The sequence below is a fragment of the Trebonia kvetii genome (assembly GCF_007827045.1).
Classification (GTDB): domain Bacteria; phylum Actinomycetota; class Actinomycetes; order Streptosporangiales; family Streptosporangiaceae; genus Trebonia; species Trebonia kvetii.
On record NZ_RPFW01000007.1, the window covers coordinates 473,137 to 489,614 of the forward strand.

The 16,478-nt window shown below is 69.9% G+C and carries 16 protein-coding genes and 1 pseudogene; 11 read left to right on the forward strand and 6 right to left on the reverse strand.

The window, feature by feature from the left end; all coding sequences use genetic code 11:
* Positions 1–34: 34 nt before the first annotated feature.
* The 4 genes from EAS64_RS34190 to EAS64_RS34205 all read left to right on the forward strand — a co-directional run bounded on the left by EAS64_RS34190 (position 35) and on the right by EAS64_RS34205 (position 3,291).
* Positions 35–787 (forward strand): ABC transporter ATP-binding protein, encoded by a 753-nt coding sequence (locus EAS64_RS34190; protein ID WP_222849808.1) that lies wholly within the window; start codon positions 35–37, stop codon positions 785–787.
* The gene (locus tag EAS64_RS34195; RefSeq protein ID WP_145859792.1) at positions 784–1,581 is read left to right on the forward strand and encodes an ABC transporter permease; all 798 of its coding nucleotides are present in this window, start codon (positions 784–786) and stop codon (positions 1,579–1,581) included. Before EAS64_RS34190 ends, EAS64_RS34195 begins: the two co-directional genes overlap by 4 nt.
* 45 nt (positions 1,582–1,626) lie before the next feature.
* Positions 1,627–2,721, forward strand: coding sequence for an ABC transporter substrate-binding protein (locus tag EAS64_RS34200; protein ID WP_145859793.1), 1,095 nt, complete (start codon positions 1,627–1,629; stop codon positions 2,719–2,721).
* Positions 2,722–2,811: 90 nt separating this feature from the next.
* Positions 2,812–3,291 carry a copper chaperone PCu(A)C gene (locus EAS64_RS34205; RefSeq protein WP_246116003.1) on the forward strand — a complete coding sequence of 160 codons (480 nt, stop codon included), beginning with the start codon at positions 2,812–2,814 and terminating at the stop codon, positions 3,289–3,291.
* Here the strand turns inward: EAS64_RS34205 and EAS64_RS34210 are convergent.
* Both EAS64_RS34210 and EAS64_RS34215 read right to left on the reverse strand, forming a co-directional pair.
* Positions 3,288–4,487 (reverse strand): sensor histidine kinase, encoded by a 1,200-nt coding sequence (locus EAS64_RS34210; protein WP_187366375.1) that lies wholly within the window; start codon positions 4,485–4,487, stop codon positions 3,288–3,290. The genes EAS64_RS34205 and EAS64_RS34210 overlap by 4 nt on opposite strands.
* 8 nt (positions 4,488–4,495) lie before the next feature.
* Complete coding sequence (locus EAS64_RS34215) at positions 4,496–5,167, reverse strand: response regulator transcription factor (protein ID WP_145859797.1); 672 nt, start codon at positions 5,165–5,167, stop codon at positions 4,496–4,498.
* Between the two features lie 117 nt (positions 5,168–5,284).
* On the opposite strand from EAS64_RS34215, the gene EAS64_RS34220 reads away from it, so the two are divergent.
* The 3 genes from EAS64_RS34220 to EAS64_RS34230 all read left to right on the forward strand — a co-directional run bounded on the left by EAS64_RS34220 (position 5,285) and on the right by EAS64_RS34230 (position 7,875).
* Entirely contained in the window at positions 5,285–6,568 is a 1,284-nt protein-coding gene (locus EAS64_RS34220) for a glycosyltransferase 87 family protein (RefSeq protein WP_187366376.1), read from the forward strand.
* A gap of 126 nt (positions 6,569–6,694) precedes the next feature.
* On the forward strand, positions 6,695–7,204 hold the full coding sequence (locus EAS64_RS34225) for a DUF1707 SHOCT-like domain-containing protein (RefSeq protein ID WP_145859800.1): 510 nt from the start codon (positions 6,695–6,697) through the stop codon (positions 7,202–7,204).
* 119 nt (positions 7,205–7,323) lie between these two features.
* Positions 7,324–7,875 (forward strand): DUF1707 SHOCT-like domain-containing protein, encoded by a 552-nt coding sequence (locus tag EAS64_RS34230; protein WP_246115988.1) that lies wholly within the window; start codon positions 7,324–7,326, stop codon positions 7,873–7,875.
* Positions 7,876–7,881: 6 nt separating this feature from the next.
* On the opposite strand, the gene dnaN is transcribed toward EAS64_RS34230, so the two are convergent.
* The 3 genes from dnaN to EAS64_RS34245 all read right to left on the reverse strand — a co-directional run bounded on the left by dnaN (position 7,882) and on the right by EAS64_RS34245 (position 10,446).
* Complete coding sequence (dnaN, locus tag EAS64_RS34235) at positions 7,882–9,135, reverse strand: DNA polymerase III subunit beta (RefSeq protein ID WP_145859802.1); 1,254 nt, start codon at positions 9,133–9,135, stop codon at positions 7,882–7,884.
* A 252-nt stretch (positions 9,136–9,387) separates the two neighbouring features.
* Positions 9,388–10,125 carry a dienelactone hydrolase family protein gene (locus EAS64_RS34240; protein WP_145859804.1) on the reverse strand — a complete coding sequence of 246 codons (738 nt, stop codon included), beginning with the start codon at positions 10,123–10,125 and terminating at the stop codon, positions 9,388–9,390.
* Between the two features lie 60 nt (positions 10,126–10,185).
* The gene (locus EAS64_RS34245; protein WP_145859806.1) at positions 10,186–10,446 is read right to left on the reverse strand and encodes a DUF6295 family protein; all 261 of its coding nucleotides are present in this window, start codon (positions 10,444–10,446) and stop codon (positions 10,186–10,188) included.
* Between the two features lie 114 nt (positions 10,447–10,560).
* On the opposite strand from EAS64_RS34245, the gene mgrA reads away from it, so the two are divergent.
* Positions 10,561–11,589: an L-glyceraldehyde 3-phosphate reductase gene (gene mgrA / locus EAS64_RS34250; RefSeq protein WP_145859808.1), complete on the forward strand. Its 1,029-nt coding sequence runs from the start codon at positions 10,561–10,563 to the stop codon at positions 11,587–11,589.
* Positions 11,590–11,665: 76 nt separating this feature from the next.
* On the opposite strand, the gene EAS64_RS34255 is transcribed toward mgrA, so the two are convergent.
* Positions 11,666–13,276 (reverse strand): FAD-binding oxidoreductase, encoded by a 1,611-nt coding sequence (locus EAS64_RS34255; protein WP_222849809.1) that lies wholly within the window; start codon positions 13,274–13,276, stop codon positions 11,666–11,668.
* A 191-nt stretch (positions 13,277–13,467) separates the two neighbouring features.
* On the opposite strand from EAS64_RS34255, the gene EAS64_RS34260 reads away from it, so the two are divergent.
* The 3 genes and pseudogenes from EAS64_RS34260 to EAS64_RS46970 form a co-directional block, all read left to right on the forward strand.
* Complete coding sequence (locus EAS64_RS34260; RefSeq protein WP_145859812.1) at positions 13,468–13,986, forward strand: MarR family winged helix-turn-helix transcriptional regulator; 519 nt, start codon at positions 13,468–13,470, stop codon at positions 13,984–13,986.
* Positions 13,987–14,066: 80 nt separating this feature from the next.
* Positions 14,067–15,635 (forward strand): MFS transporter, encoded by a 1,569-nt coding sequence (locus EAS64_RS34265; RefSeq protein ID WP_222849810.1) that lies wholly within the window; start codon positions 14,067–14,069, stop codon positions 15,633–15,635.
* A gap of 55 nt (positions 15,636–15,690) precedes the next feature.
* Positions 15,691–16,470 (forward strand): annotated as a pseudogene (locus EAS64_RS46970) (aldehyde dehydrogenase family protein); the annotation flags it as partial.
* Positions 16,471–16,478 lie beyond the last annotated feature (8 nt).

Below are 16,478 nucleotides of genomic sequence, written 5' to 3' on the forward strand. Positions count from 1 at the left end.
GCCGGGCGGCGATGTATTCACCGCCCTGCGTGACGTGAGCATGACCGTCGAGCCCGGAGAGTTCTGCGCCGTGGTGGGGCCGTCGGGGTGCGGCAAGTCCACGACCCTGACCTTGGTGGCCGGCCTTGACCGGGCCAGCGAGGGGACGGTGACGGTCGGCGGCCAGCCGGTGACCGGCATCGGGCGCGGGACGAGCTTCATGTTCCAGACCGACGCGCTTCTGCCGTGGAAGTCGGTGCTCGGGAACGTGGCGATGGGGCCGCTGTTCCGCGGCGTGCCGAAGCGCGCCGCGCTGACCGACGCGCGGGACTGGCTCCGGATGGTGGGCCTGACCGGATTCGAGGACCGCTACCCGCACCAGCTCTCCGGCGGCATGCGCAAGCGGGTGTCGCTCGCCGCGGCGCTCATCAACGAGCCGTCGATCCTGCTTATGGACGAGCCGTTTGGCGCGCTCGACGTGCAGACCAAGGCGATCATGTCCAACGAGCTGCTGACGCTATGGGACCAGTCCAAACCGTCGGTCATCTTCGTCACGCACGATCTGGAGGAGGCGATCGCGCTCGCCGACAAGGTCGTGGTGATGACCGCGGGTCCTGGCACGGTCAAGGCGGTATTCGACATCGACCTGCCGCGACCGCGCGGGTCGGTGCAGGAGATCAGGTTCGGCGAGCGGTTCCGCGAGCTGCACCACGAGATCTGGGAGTCGCTGCGCGACGAGGTGACGCAGGCCTACGCGCGGACCGCTTCCGCGCCGGCGGCGCCTGCCGCGGAAGGAGTGCTGTCATGACACGGCGGAAGCTATGGGTGCACACCGCGCAGGTCGCGGTGCTCATCATCGTGTTCGGCGGCTGGCAGCTGTTCACGTCGCTGAAGATCGTGGACCCGTTCTTCTTCGGCCAGCCAACCGGGATCGTGTCGAAGCTCAATGACTGGGTGCGGCACGGCACCAGCTTCGGGTCGATCTGGCTGCAGATCTGGACCACGATGGAGGAAGCCATCCTCGGGTTCCTGATCGGAGTGGCCTGCGGCATCGTGGTCGGCGTCCTGCTCGGGCAGGTGCGGTTCATGTCCGAGGTGCTCAGCCCCTACATCAAGGCGGTCAACGCGCTGCCGCGCATCGTGCTCGGCACGCTCTTCATCATCATCCTTGGGCTTGGCATGTCGTCGAAGGTCGTCCTGGCCGCGTTCCTCGTCTTCTTCGTGGTCTTCTTCAACGCCTTCCAGGGCGTCCGCGAGGTGGACGGGAACCTGGTCAACAACGCGCGGATCCTCGGCGCGTCGCGGCTGCGAGTGATTCGCGACGTGGTCATCCCGTCCGCGATGACCTGGATCATCGCGTCGCTGCACGTCGCGTTCGGGTTCGCGGTCATCGGCGCGATCGTCGGGGAGGTCCTGGGCGCGCAGCATGGCCTCGGGGTGCTCATCACCGACTCGGGTAACAACTTCGACGCCAACGGCATCTTCGCCGGGATGATCATCATCGGCGCGATCGCGCTGGTCGCCGAGTGGCTGATCGGCCTGCTCGAGCGACGGCTGCTTGCCTGGCGGCCACAGACGGTGGCCGAGTCCGCCGCCCTCTGAACTGCTCTTCTCTCTCAATCAATGTCAACACTCAGGAGTAGCACCATGCTCAGATTCAGTCCTGTCAGATGTTCCCTGGCGGCGCTCGCGGCTGCTTCAGCTCTCACCCTGGCCGCGTGCTCGTCGAGCAGCAGCGGCACGGCCGCGGCCGGCGGCTCATCCGCTGCCACCTCGGCCGCCAGCATGCCCACCGTCACGATGATGGTCGGCGGCATCGACAAGCAGATCTACCTGCCCTACCAGCTCGCGCAGAGCCTGGGCTTCTACAAGAAGTACGGCGTCAACATGGTGCTGTCCACCGAGCAGTCGGGCGGCGTCGGTGCGGAGGACGCGATGGCGTCCGGGAATGTCGACATGGCCGGCGCCTGGTACGTGCACACGATCAACTTCCAGCTCAAGGGCAAGGCCGTCGAGGACGTGGCGCAGCTGTCCGGGGCGCCTGGCGAGCGGATCATGTGCGCCACCGGCACGCACATCACCTCCCCCACCCAGTGGAAGGGACAGTCGCTCGGGGTCACCGACCTCGGGTCGGGCACCGACCAGCTCACTCAGTACCTGGCCGCCCGCTACGGCCTGAAGCACGGCACCGACTACAGCACGATCGCGGCCGGTAGCGGCACGACCATGATTGCCGCGCTGGAGCACCACAAGATCCTCTGCGGCATGACCACCCAGCCCACGGTCGCGGCTATCGAGAAGCTCGGTGCCGGCTACCCGGCGTTCGACCTCACCACCACCGCCGGGGTGAAGAAGTGGCTCGGCGGCTTCGCGCCGACCGCCGGCGTGCTCGCGCAGACCAGCTGGGTGGACGCGCACAAGGACACCGTGCAGAAGGTCGTCGACGCACTCGTCGCCACCATGCACTGGATCTCCACGCACAGCGCGGCCGACATCGCCAACGCGCTGCCGCCGACCTTCGTGAACAACGCGCTGGTCACAAAGTCGGTGTACATCTCTACGCTCGCCACGGACAAGACCCAGTTCCTCCCCGACGGGGTTATGCCGGCGAGCGGGCCCACCGTGATCATGGCGATCAGCAAGCTGGCCGGCGTCATCACCGGGCCGGTCAACCTGTCCACCACCTACACGAACACGTTCGCCGACAACGCGAACAAGCTCCTCGGCTTCACCACGGGCTGACCCAGGCGGTCCCCTCGATGACCTGCCCCTGGCGCACCACCCCCGCGCCGGGGGCAGTCCTCGTCAGGACATAACCTGTGAGGCGTGAAAATGCTCCCCCGGTCGTTCGCGCTGGTCGCCGCTGCCGCCATGCTCGCGGCCGGCGTCGCGGGCTGCTCCTCCCGCAACCACGCGGGCGGGTCCGGCGTGGTGGTCGTGGGCGCCTACGTGCTGCAGCCGGCGTCGCCCGGGAAGGCCACCGTCGCGTACCTGGACATCAGGAACAACGGCACCGCCGACTCACTGGTGTCGGCGTCGACCAGCGTCGGCGGGACCGTGCAGCTGCGCGCCCCCGTTGCCAAGGGCGAGTCGCCGGTCGTCATGCACACGGTGACGTCGATACCGCTGCCCGCCGGCGCGACGACGCAGCTCATACCGAACAGCTACCACCTGCTGATCTCCGGGGCCGGCACGATGCACGACGGCAAGGACATCAAGCTGACGCTCAAGTTCGCGCATTCCGGGCCGATCACCATCTACGCGCTCGTCAACAACCCGCAAAACGGCGGGGCCAGCTACTTCCTGAACTAACCAGGCCCCGGCTGGCCCGGCCTCACCTGCCCCGGGGCTTGCGGCCTGGCGGGTCTGGCCGCGGGCAGCGTCACCTCGATCTCCAGCCCGCCGCCCGGCCGGGGCCGGGCGGCGACCGTACCCTGATGGGCGAGCACGATGGAGCGGACGATCGCCAGGCCGAGGCCGACACCGCCACGGCCGCCGGTCCTGACCCGGTCCGCGCCAAGGCGCTTGAACGGCTCGAAGAGCGTGGGCACGGACTCGGCCGGGACGTGGGGGCCGGTATTGCGCACCCGTATCAGCGGTTCCTGCCAAGCCTCCGCTGTCACCTCGACCTCGACCCAGCCGCCTGGCTCGTTGTAGCTAATCGCGTTGGACACCAGGTTCGCGAGCAGCCGCTCGATCAGCACCAGGTCGCACGGCACGGTGATCTCGTCAAGCTTGGAGCGCAAGCTGACCTGCTGGCTCGCGGCCAGTTCCTGATGCGTCTCGAGCACTCCCCTGGCCAGGTCGTCCAGCCGCACCGGGATCTTGCCCTGCACGCCGCGGTCGCTTTCCGCCAGCGCGAGCAGGCCCTCGATCAGGTTCTCGTTGCGCTCGTTGGTGCGCAGCAGCTGGGCGCCGAGACGCCGCAGGTCCTGGCCGGAGTCGGGGTCCTCCATCGCCACCTCGGTGAGCAGCCGCTGCACGGCGAGTGGCGTGCGCAGCTCATGGGAGGCGTTGGCGGCGAACCGCCGCTGGCTCTCATAGCCCGCCGCCAGCCGGTCGAGCGCGTCGTCGATGGCGTCTGTCAGCCCCTTGTACTGATCCGGGCCGCTGATCAGGCGGATGCGCTGGCCGAGGTTTTGCGGCCCTAGCCGGCGCACCGTGTCGGCGGTCGCCGTCAGCGGCTGCAGCACCAGACCCGCCACCAGCCACCAGATCCAGCCGAGCAGGACGAGCACCACGGCGGCGCCGGCGAGTGACACCAGCCTGACGGGGACGCTGTAGGCGCAGCCTGACGTGCTCGGCACCGCCGGAAAGCTGAATCCGCCGCACGGATAGATGCCGGGCGAGATCAGCACGTTGTCGATGGTCTCCACGATGCCTGCCAGGACGATCGTCTCGGCGACGGCAAGCACGGCGAAGGAGACCGCGACCCGGCGGCGCAGCGAGGGCTCGCGCAGCGCGCGCGGCAGACGGACCCGGCGCACGGCGGTCCCCGCCCGGTTCACCAGCCGGATCAGCGCCTGGTCGAACTGGTCACTCGATATCCAGCGCCAGAGACGGTCTCGATCACCGGCGGGTCGCCCAGCTTGCGCCGCAGCGTCATCACCGCTACCCGGACCGCGTTCGTAAATGGATCCGCGTTCTCGTCCCATGCTTTTTCCAGCAGCTCCTCGGCGGTGACGATCCGGCCCTCGGCGCGTAGCAGCACCTCGAGAACCGCGAATTCCTTGGGGGACAGGGCGAGCAGCTCACCGTCGCGCCAGGCGCGGAACTGCGGCCGGTCCAGCCTGATCCCGGCGAGCTCGAGCACGGGCGGCAGGGCGGCGCGTGCCCGCCTGCCAAGGGCGGTCACCCTGGCGACCAGCTCGGCGAAGGCGAACGGCTTGGTGAGGTAGTCGTCGGCGCCCAGGTCGAGACCGTCCACCCGGTCGCGCAGGCCGGCCGCCGCGGTCAGCATCAGCACCCTGGTCTCGGCGCCGGACGCGATCACCTTCCTGCACACCTCGTCGCCGTGCACCTTGGGCAGGTCGCGGTCCAGGATCACCACGTCGTAGCGGTGCACGGAAATGCGGAGCAGCGCCGCGTCACCGTCGTAGCACACGTCGACGGCCATCGCCCGCCGCCGCAGGCCCTCGGCGATCGTGTCGGCCATGACTTGCTCGTCCTCGGCGACAAGCACGCGCATCCCCGTCCTCCTTCGAGCACCGTCGCCTTCCGCAATCAGTATCCACGCTAGGCATAAGGAGGACATAAGGACGACGCTAACCGCGGTCATACGGCCGGTTCCGTAGAACTGCCTGACGTGACGAGTGAGAGAAGGCGGTTTGTCCTGGCGCTGGCCGCGCTGGTGCTGGTGAACCTGGGCGCGGTGCTGTATTTCCTGCTGTCCTTCTCCGGGCGGGGCATCGGGTTCGGCCCCTACCACATCGACCTGGACGTGTACCGGATCGGCGGGCGGACCTGGCTGCACGGCGGCGATCTGTACGGCCCGCTGCCGGCGACCCGGCAGGGGGTGCGGCTGCCGTTCAGCTATCCGCCGATCGCCGCGGTGCTGCTCGCGCCGCTGTCGCTGCTGCCGATGACGGCGGCGGCCACCCTGCTCAGCCTGGTCACCATCACGCTTGTCGCGGTCGTGCTGCGCATGTTCCTCGCCGCCGCCTGGCGGGCGGCCCGCCCCTCCTGGCGGACCGTGGGCTGGCTGCTGCCGACGGCCTTGCTGCTTGAACCAGTGCGCAACACCCTTAACTACGGCCAGGTGAACGTGCTGCTGATGGCGGTGGTCGCGGCCGACTGCCTGGCACGCGGCCCGCGCTGGCCACGCGGGGCGCTGATCGGCCTGGCCGCCGCGGTGAAGCTCACCCCCGGGGCTTTCGTGTTGTATTTTCTGCTGCGCCGCGATTACCGCGCGGCCCGCACCGCCGCCCTGTCGTTCTGCGTGACCACCGCGGCGGGGTTCCTGCTTGCCTGGCGCGACTCGGTGCGGTACTGGACCTCGGATGTCTTCCAGCCGGGACGGCCAGGCAGCCCGGATTACGCCGCCAACCAGTCCATCCAGGCCGTGCTCGCTCGCGCCGGGCTCGACCCGCACACGACAGCCGGGCTCGCGGTGTGGCTGGTGCTCTCCGCAGTGACGGTGCTGCTCGCCTGGCGCGGCATGCGGCACGCCGTGGACCGCGGCCGGGATGCCTGGGCGGTGTCGCTCAACGCGTTCGCGGCGCTGCTTGTCTCGCCGATTTCCTGGTCACACCACTGGGTGTGGGGGGAAACCGCGATCCTGGCGCTCGCCTGCCTGGGCCTCCAGGAGCGTCCTGGTGCCAGGCGACGGGGCCTGCTGGTCCTCGCCGCGGCGGGAACGGCCGTCTTCGCCGCGGCGCCGCAGTGGTGGCTGCCGGGCGGCAGCGACCGCGAGCTGCACTGGGCCGCCTGGGAGCAGCTGGCGGGCAGCTGCTACGTGCTGCTTGCCGTCGCCGTGCTCGCCGTGTCCGCGGCGCGCGGCCGGGCGCGGCGGCCGGCCGTCGCGGCCGGCCCGCACGCGGCGGCCGGGGTGCGCGAGCCCGCGCCGTCCGCCCGCGTTGCCGGACGTTAGCGCGACGGCTTGCCGTGCGGCGATACGAGATATATCGTGGTGCTTGCCAACGTGCTTGCTAGTGCGAGCGGCATTGGCTTTCTGCGCACACTGGGGTTCGGAGGCACCGTGGCTGCGGGACATGAGATGCGAATCAGCGACGCCGACCGGGAGGCCGCGGCGGCGGAACTGCGCGAGCACTTCGCCAGCGGTCGGCTCGACCAGGAAGAGCTGAACGAGCGGCTCGACCGCGTGTTCGCCGCCAAGACGCGCGGCGACCTGAACGGGCCGTTCGCCGACCTGCCGTCGAGCGGGCGCGGCTGGGACCGGGCCGGCGCGAGCAACACGGGCAGCGGGACACGTAACTGGAGTCAGGGGCCGACGCCCGGCTCGTGGAACGCGCCGCCGCAGTGGGGTCCGCCTGGCGGCGGCCGCACGGGCGGGCCGGGACCGTTCGTCGGCAGGCTCGTGTTCACCGGCGCACTGCTCTCGGTGCTGCTCGTCGTCGGAATCCTCGGCGCGTTCGGCTTTGGCACCGGCCGCCCGATCGGCTTCGTGCTGATCTTCGCCGCGTTCGCGCTGCTGCGGCGGCTGCTTTTCGGCATATTCGGGCGCCGCTGGGGCGGCCGCGGCCGCAGGAGCTGCCGCCGCCGCTAGCGGCCAAGGCTGGTCGCCGTCCCGCCCGTTTGCGTCCGGGTCGTCCCCCCGAGTGGCACCTTCGGTGTCCGCGACTTATGGTGGAGGGGACCGAACTTCCGAAGCAAACGGGAAGTGCGATGGCGATGCGTTACTACGCTCCCTTTCCCGGTGGCGGCGGCGAACCGGCGCGGCCACTGAGACCGCACGCGCTGCGCATCGGGGACGCGGAACGCGACGCCGCTGCGGCGGACCTTGGCGAGCACTACGTTGCTGGCCGGCTGAACCTCGACGAGCTGCACGAACGGCTGGACGCGGTACTCGCCGCGAAGACGTTCGGCCAGCTCACCAGGATCATGGCGGACCTCCCAGGACCCGGGCGGCTGCCCTGGCGCACCGGTCCTGTCGTGTGGCACCCTGGCCTGCCGGCCGAGTGGCCACCGGGGATGGCGGACGGCATGTGGCGCGCGGCACCGCCGCCGATGGCCCGCTTCGGCCCGCGGGAACCACAGGGACCGCCGATGGACGCCGACAGGGCGGGCCGGTTCGCGGCGCTTTCGCTGCTGCTGCTCGCCATGCTGCTGTGGCTGTTCACCGCGCTGCTCTTCGCCAGGCACGGCCTCTACCCGTCAGTCGGGCCCATGGGGCCGGGCTCCGGACACTTCCCGCACGGCACGCCGGGCGCGCCGTAGCCGGCCTTAGCCCACGCGCTGCGGCACGACCAGGTACCTGAAGTCGTTTCCGGTGCCAGGTGGCCGGCTGATCACGGCCGGCTTGGCGGGGCCGGTGAACTGGATCCTGACCCGCGCGGGCTCGGCGTCGCCGTCAGCCGCGTGCGGACCGCCGTGATGCGGGTGCGTCTCCGCCGCCGCGATGATGCCGTCGAGCAGGTACTGCGGGCTGAAGGCGATGGCCGGGTCGCCGCCGGAGAACTCGGCGGCGACGGTCTCCCTGGCCCGTGCCTGGCCCTGCGTCGCGGCGCCGATCGTGACCCGGTCGGGCGCGAACGCGAGCTGCACCGGGGTGCCCCGCTCAGCCACCAGGGCCACCCGGCGCACCGCCTCGGCGAACGCCTCGGCGGGCAGGTCTGCCGTGCAGCCGAACTCGCTGGGGAAGCGGGAGCGGTACCTGACGAACTCGCCGGCCAGCAGCCGCGTGGTCAGCCGCCGCTCCCCCGCCTCGAAACCGATCATCGCCTCGGCCGCACCGGGACCCGCCTGGCCGTCGTGGACGGCATCGCCAGCTGGCTGGCGCACCATGATCCGGACCTCGGTGCCGTGGATCATCATCCGTGCCGCGTCGCTCAGCGTCCTGGCCGGCACGAGGAACGCGGCCTTGCCCCGTTCGACGGCCCCGGGCGCCGGGTGCCAGAGCAGATCCCTGACCGCCAGCCGGTAGCGGTCGGTCGCGGCGAGCGTCATCGTCGGGCCGTCGAGTTCCAGGTTGACCGCGGTCAGCATCGGCAGCGTGTCATCGCGGCTGGCGGCCGGGGTGACCTGAGCGATCGCGTGGGCGAGCACGCCGCCGTCCACGGTGCCCGCGAGCTGCGGCAGCTCAGGCAGCTCCGGGTAGTCGGCCAGCCGCATCGGCGTTAGCAGGAAGGCCGCGTCACCGCAGGTCACGGACACGCCATCGGGATCGTCGGCGAACGAGACCGGGTGCGAGGGCAGCGCACGGATGATCTCGCCGAGCAGCCGGCCCGGCACCAGGACGGTGCCAGGCTCGGCCACCTCGGCGCGGAGCCTGACCCGCGCCGACACCTCGTAGTCGAAGCAGGACAGGGTGAGAAAGCCGCTACCGTTCGGACCCTGAATATCGTCTTGCCCGGTGTTTTCCGGCACCGTGCTGAGCAGCAGACCAGTGAGCACCGGCACCACCGGCCTGGCGGGCAGCGCCCTGGCGACCCAGCCCACGGCGTCGGCGAGCGCGTCCCGGTCGACGGTGAATTTCATCCCGCCATCCTGGCACGCAGGCACGACATTCCGAACCGTCGATAATGCGGCGAAGCCGCGGCGCCGCGGGTCATGCGGCGCCTGCTCACCGCAACCACCGGGCCTTGACCGCAACCACCACACGGGGGGTACCGCGTTTTCTGCGGTACCCCCCGTGTGGGGATAGGGGGGCGGCGCCCCCATGCGCGGGGGGTTGCAGGGGGGTCGTCCCCCCGCGGGCAGTACGGTGCAGGGGGGTCACCCCCCCGCGGGCTATAGGTACTTGCCGTAGAAGGCCCAGATGCGGTCCCAGCCGTCGTTGGCCGCCTCGACGTTATAGGCGGGGCGGTTGACGGAGAAGAAGGCGTGGCCCGCGCCCGGGTAGCTGTGGAACTCGTACGTCTTGCCCGCGGCCTTGAGCGCCTCTTCGAGCTCGGCGACGTGCTCGCGTGACGGGTACTTGTCCTCCGCGCCGAACAGGCCGAGTAGCGGGCAGTGCAGGTCGGGCGTCCGGTCGACGAGCGTGCCGACCTTGAGCGGGAAGCCCTCGGGCAGGACGCCGGTGACGAACGCGCCGTAGCAGTCGACGGCGGCGTCGATCGGCAGGCTCACCGCGGCGAGGAACGACTGACGGCCGCCCGAGCAGTAGCCGATCGTGCCGACCTTGCCGTTGGAGTTCGGCAGGGCCTTGAGGTAGGCCATCGCGCCCGCCACGTCGGTGACGAGCTGCTCATCGGGAATGCCGCCCTGTGCCCGCGCCGTCGCCGCGGCGTCGTCCGGGCTCGCGCCGGGCGCCTGGCGCCAGTACAGGTTGGGCACGATCGCGTTGTAGCCGTGGTACGCGAACCTGCGGGCGATCTCCTTGGTGCCGTCGTCGTAACCGGGCAGGTGGTGGATGACCACCACGCCGCCGCGCGGCGCCTCGTCGAGCGGGCGCGCGGAGTAAGCCTCGATGGTGTCGCCGTTGCCCGCGGTGATGGTGATGGTCTCGGCGATGAGCGCGTCAGTCATCTGGCTGGTCTCCTAGCTTTCCTGATTGCTTAGTCGTCTTGTCCTTGGTGCCTTCGGGGCCTACTCGAGGCCTTCCGGGGCAGCGTCGAGCACCGCCTGGATCGCCTTGACGAGCGCGCGCGCCGAGTCCTGGCTGAGCTCCACGGCTACCCGGCCGGACGGGCCGAGCTCCGGCGCGAGGAAGTCGAGGTTGAGCGTGTGACCGAACGGCGCGCGCACCGGGTGGTCGAGGTAGACGCTGGCGTCGCTCACCGACATCCAGCCGGACGTTCCCTTGGCGCTGCCGCTGATCGCGACCTTCTCCGTGATGTACGTGCACATGGCGGTAATCCTTCCGTCAGCGGTATGCGGAAATCATTTCACTCCGCTCGTTAGCACGGCGAACGAACCCGGGAGGTTCGATCCGGCCCGCGGCTCCGTGAAAGACTTGCGGGCATGAGCTACGACGCCGCGCTAGACAGGTATGACGAGAAGATGCCCTACCGCAGGAGCGGGCGGAGCGGGCTTAAGCTGCCCGCGGTCTCGCTCGGACTGTGGCAGAACTTCGGCGACGAGTCGCCGCTTGAGGTGCAGCGGGCCATCCTGCGCCGGGCGTTCGACCTCGGCGTCACCCACTTCGACCTCGCGAACAACTACGGACCGCCCTACGGAGGAGCCGAGCTCAACTTCGGCCGGCTGTACCGGGAGGACTTCCTGCCGTACCGGGATCAGCTGGTCATCTCCACCAAGGCGGGATACGACATGTGGCCGGGCCCGTACGGGGAGTGGGGGTCGCGCAAGTACCTGCTCGCCAGCCTGGACCAGTCGCTCAAGCGGATGGGCCTGGAGTACGTGGACATCTTCTACTCGCACCGGTTCGACCCGGAGACGCCGCTCGAGGAGACGATGGGAGCGCTGGCCACCGCGGTGCGGTCCGGGCGGGCGCTGTACGCGGGGATCTCCTCGTACTCGCCGGAACGGACGCGGGAGGCCTACGAGATCCTCAGGTCGATGGGCACGCCGCTACTGATCCACCAGCCGTCCTACTCGATGATCAACCGGTGGATCGAGGGCGGACTGCTCGACACGCTCGGTGAGCTCGGCGTGGGCTGCATCGCCTTCTCACCGCTCGCGCAGGGGCTGCTGACCACCAAGTACCTCGGCGGTATCCCGGCGGGATCGCGGGCCTCACGCAACGGGTCGCTGTCGTCAGACCAGCTCGACGAGCGAACCCTGGCGCACGTGCGGGCGCTCAACGACATCGCCGCCGCGCGGGGGCAGACGCTGGCCCAGATGGCTATCTCCTGGGTGCTGCGCGACGAGCGGATGACCTCGGCGCTGATCGGCGCGTCGTCGGTGACGCAGCTCGAGGAGAACCTGGCGGCCGCCGCGAAGACCTCGTTCACCGACGAGGAGATCAAGGCGATCGACAAGGACGCCGTGGAGGCAGGCGTCAACATCTGGGCGACGTCGAGCGAGGGCTGACCGCGGCGTCCGCCGTTACGGTGGATCGTCAGGAGGTCCGTGGCCTCCTGACGATCCACCGTGCCTGGCATTACGGCTAGCCGGTGACCGGGGTGCGCATGACCTGGGCGGGCACCGGGGTCCCGATCGCCTGCGGGAACTTGAAGAGGAAGGTGGGATCGTACTTCTTCTTGATCGCGACGAGCTTGTTGTAGTTGCTCCCGTAGTAGGCCGTGCGCCAGCTGGTCAGCTCCGGGTCGATGTAGTTCTGGTAGGCCTGGCCGCTGGCGTAGCGGCGCATCGATGTCCAGAACTTGCGCAGCCAGGTCTCCTGGTTGGCGATGCCAGCCGCGCCCGCTCCGTTGTTCCAGTCGGTCGTGTACTGCGCCCCGAACAGGGCGTTCCTGTGCACGAACGCGGTCGCGCCCGGCTTGACCCTGTTGACCGCGCCGCCGAGCGAGTCGAAGGCGACGCCGCCCACACCGCCCGGTGCGCCGTGCACCTTCTGCAGCGCGACGATGCCGGCCAGCAGCGTGCTGATCCCCGCGCTGCTCAGCGGCGTGGTGAAGAAGTCCGACTTGGTGAACTGCGGCACCCGGCCGAGCCTGCCGCCACTGGCGTACCAGGGCAGGTGGCAGGCCTGATAGCCGAGCGAGGAACAGCCCGCCTCGGCGAGCATCGCGTTCAGGTACGGCTCCGGGTTGCTCAGGCTCCACGTCGTCGGGTGGGAACCGACCTTCGCCCAGAGCTGGTCGATCAGGCTGGCCGCGGCACTCACGCTGCCCAGGTAGGTGCCGCCGACCGTGATGGTCGGGGTGTGACCGCCTGGCGCCGCCGCCAGGTGCAGGTTCGACCACAGCGCGTCCGGCGCGTGCGGCGCCCAGGACTGCCAGGCGGCGACCACCTTGGCGGCCTGCGCCCAGGGCCAGCGCATGAAGAACAGGCACGGGCTCGGGGCCGGCGTGGTGCGGAACGTGAACGAGGTCACCACGCCGAAGTTACCGCCGCCGCCGCCCTGGCAGGCCCAGAACAGATCGCTGTGCTGTTGCGGGTCGGCAGTGGCGGTGAGCACCGCGCCGTTCGCCGTGACGATCTGCAGGGATTCGAGACTGTCGCAGGTCAGCCCGTGGGCCCTGGCGGTCACTCCGATGCCGCCGCCGAGGGCGAGGCCCGCGATGCCGACGGTCGGGCAGGAGCCGCCGGGCACCGCGCGGCCCTTGGCGGCGAGGGCGTGGTAGAAGTCGATGAGCCTGGTGCCCGCGCCCGCCACCGCGGTGGTGCCGGACACGGCCATCGTCTTCAGGTTGCTGACGTCGATGATCAGTCCGCTGGTCCCCGAATAGCCGGCGTAGCTGTGCCCGCCGGAGCGGGCGGTGAACGGGATCTTGAACTTGCGGACGAACGCCAGGCAGGTCGCCACGTCGTGGGGGCTCTTCACGAAGGCGATCCCCGCCGGGTGCTGGCCGTCGAAGCGCGGGTCGAACAGCAGCTTGGCCGTCGAGTAAGCCGATTCGCCCGGCCGGACAAGGGTGCCCGACAGGTCCTTGGCCAGGGCGGCCCAGTCCGCATTGGTGGGACCGGCGGCCCGGGCGGCGATCCCTGAGGAGGCGGCCTTGGCGATCGCGGGTACCGCGACCACCGCGGCGCCCGCGGTGGCGGCCGCGAGGAACGTGCGGCGCTTCGGGTAACTGTCTGTTGCGTTGGTCACATCTGTTAGGACGCGGCGCCCGCCGCAACGGTTGCCCAACGTTGTCATCACCTGGAACTACAGGCGATGACTCGCGCTCCTGGACGGCGTCAGAACTAGCAGCGGGGGTTGTCACATCCGGCCTCCGGACTTCGTCAAAAAGTCATGAGGAGGATCGGAATAACTTGAGTAGCTCAACTGTTTAGCCAGTCATGAGCATGGAAATCCAGGGACCGGGAACCGCGCGGGCTGAAGACTCGGCACCGTCGCTCGACCGGGACATCCTCGACTCGCTCACCACGCTGGTGAAGCAAGCGGGGGCGGTGGGACAGTCCATCGCGGACGGATTCGGTCTTGCGCCGCACGACCTGCTCGCGATGTTCAAGCTGGACAGCGGGCTCGCGATGAAAGAGCTCGCCAAGAGGATGGGCTGCGACGCGTCGTTCATCACGACGATCGCGGACAACCTGGAGAAGCACGGCTTCCTGCACAGGCAGCCGGGGCTGCACGACCGGCGGGTCAAGATCCTCGCGCTCACCCCCGAGGGTGAGGCGGCGAAGGAGGCGCTGATGGCGCAACTCGCCAAGAAGATGCCCTGGTGCTACGCGCTCGACGAGGCGGAGCGCCGGTGCTTCCGCGACCTGCTGCGGAAAATGCTTGACGCGCCCGACCCCAACGACGGCACCGCCGCCGCCGCTGGGCACGGCACGGGAGAAAAGACGGGCGCGTGACTGGCGGAGTCACGAACCCGTTCTGGATGACCTTTTAGAAGCTCTTCGTACGGGACGTCATACCAAAAGGGGATATTCCTGTGTCTGCTACCTCAGGACAGGCGGATACGGCACCAGCCGTCGCCGCCGTCGGCACGCCTGGCGCGACGGCGGCGCCGCCACGGCGGCTTGGCCTCGCCCTCGCGGTCATCGCGACCGCGCAGCTCATGGTCGTGCTCGATGCCACCATCGTCAACGTGGCGCTGCCGCACATCCAGGACGCGCTGCACTTTTCCGGAACGAACCTGGAATGGGTCGTCAACGCCTACGCACTCGCCTTCGGCGGGTTGCTGCTGCTTGGCGGGCGCTCCGGTGACCTGCTCGGCCGGCGGCGGATCTTCATCGCCGGCATCCTACTGTTCGCGCTCGCCTCGCTGGCCGGCGGTTTCGCGACCGACCAGGCCTGGCTGCTCGGCGCCCGCATCGTGCAGGGCATCGGCGGCGCGCTCGCCGCGCCGACCTCGCTTGCGCTGATCGCGGTCACCTTCCCCGAGGGGCGGGAACGGAACCGGGCCATGGGCGTGTACGCGGCCATGTCGATCGCGGGCGGCGCGGTCGGCCTGATCGCCGGCGGCCTGCTTACCTCGTACGCCGACTGGCGCTGGGTGTTCTTCGTGAATGTGCCGATCGGCCTGGTCGTCGCGTTCCTCGCGCCGCGGGTGCTCGGCGAGTCCGAGCGGCAGAAGGGCCGTTTCGACCTGCCGGGCGCGATCACCGCGTCGCTTGGCCTGGGCGCGCTGGTTTACGGGCTGTCTTCGGCGGCGACCTCCTTCACCAACGGGCGGGCGATCTCGCACTGGGGCGACACCAAGGTCATCGTTTCGCTCGTCGCTTCCGTGGTGCTGCTCGGCGCGTTCGCGCTGATCGAGGCGCGGTCGAAGCACGCGCTGGTGCCGCCGCGGGTGCTTCGGTCCCGCAACCGGACCGGGGCCTACCTGATCTCGCTGTGCATCGGCACCGCGCTGTTCGGCATGTTCTTCTTCATGACGCTGTTCGTGCAGCAGGTCTGGGGCTACTCGCCGGTCAAGTCGGGGATCTCCTACCTGCCGATGGTGGGCGGCATCTTCCTCGGCGCTGGACTCTCCTCCAACCTGGTGGGCCGGCTCGGCGCGCGGCCGCTGATGATCATCGGCCCGGCGTTCGCGGCGGGCGGCATGTACTGGCTGTCGCGGATCACCGAGGCCTCCAGCTACGCGGGCGGGCTGCTCGGCCCGATGATCCTGACCGGGCTTGGCATGGGCCTCACCTTCGTCCCGCTGTCGCTGGTGGCGCTGGCCAAGGTGCCGAACGCGGACTCGGGCGTCGCGTCTTCGCTGCTCAACACCGGGCAGCAGGTCGGCGGGTCAATCGGCCTGGCGATCCTGGGCACGGTGGCCTGGTCGGCGGTGGCGTCGAACCTGAGGTCGGCCTCGGCCGCCGCGGGCAGCACGCACCTGTCGCAGTCCGCGCAGACCGCGATGTCCAACCACGCGCTCGCCTACGGGTTCAGCCAGGGCTACCTGGTTTCGGCCGGGATCGCGCTGCTCGCGCTGATAGTGTCGCTGATCTTCATCAGGATCAAGAAGGCCGACCTCGAGGGCGTCGACCCGATGGCGGCGCCGACGGACTGAGCCCCGTCGGGCGGCTGCCAGCTGAGCGCGCCCGGCATCGACCTGAGTAAGGTCGATGCCGGGCGCGCTCGCTTTTCTGTCACTATTGGCGTCGCCTTTCGCGGGGAGGCTGGTGTCTGTGAACGCAATCGTCACGCCGGTGATCGGCGGAACCGCGCTGACCGACGCGCCCGGCGGCCGCATCCGGTCGGTCAACCCGGCCAGGACAAGCGAAGTGGTGGCGGAGGTCGCACTGGGCGACGCCAAGACCTTCCTCGATGCCGCCACGGCGGCGCGAGCGGCGCAGCGGTCCTGGGCCGACGTGCCCGCGCCGGTGCGCGGGCGGGCGATCGCGCACATCGGCCGGGTAGTCGAGGCCAACGCCCCGGCCCTTGCCACCCTGGTGGCGCGGGAGATTGGCAAGCCGTATACCGAGGCGCTCGGCGAGGTCAGGGAGATCATCGACACCTGCGACTTCTTCCTCGGCGAGGGCCGTCGGCTCTACGGGCAGACCGTGCCGAGCGAGATGCCGGACAAGCAGCTATTCACCTTCCGCAACCCCGTCGGGAGCGTCGCGGTCATCACCGCCGGCAACTTCCCCGTCGCCGTTCCTGCCTGGTACCTCATACCGGCGCTACTGTGCGGCAACACCGTCGTCTGGAAGCCCGCCGAGTACGCGGCGGCGAGCGCGCACGCCCTGTTCCAGCTGATCGTGCGCGGCGGCGGGCTGCCTGACGGCGTGCTCAACCTGGTCCCCGCCGACGGTGCTGAGACGTTCGCCGGGCTGTCCGCCGCGCTGGACGCGGGCTGCGTGGACAAGGTCGGATTCACCGGATCCAGCGCCGTCGGCACGCGGATCGGCGA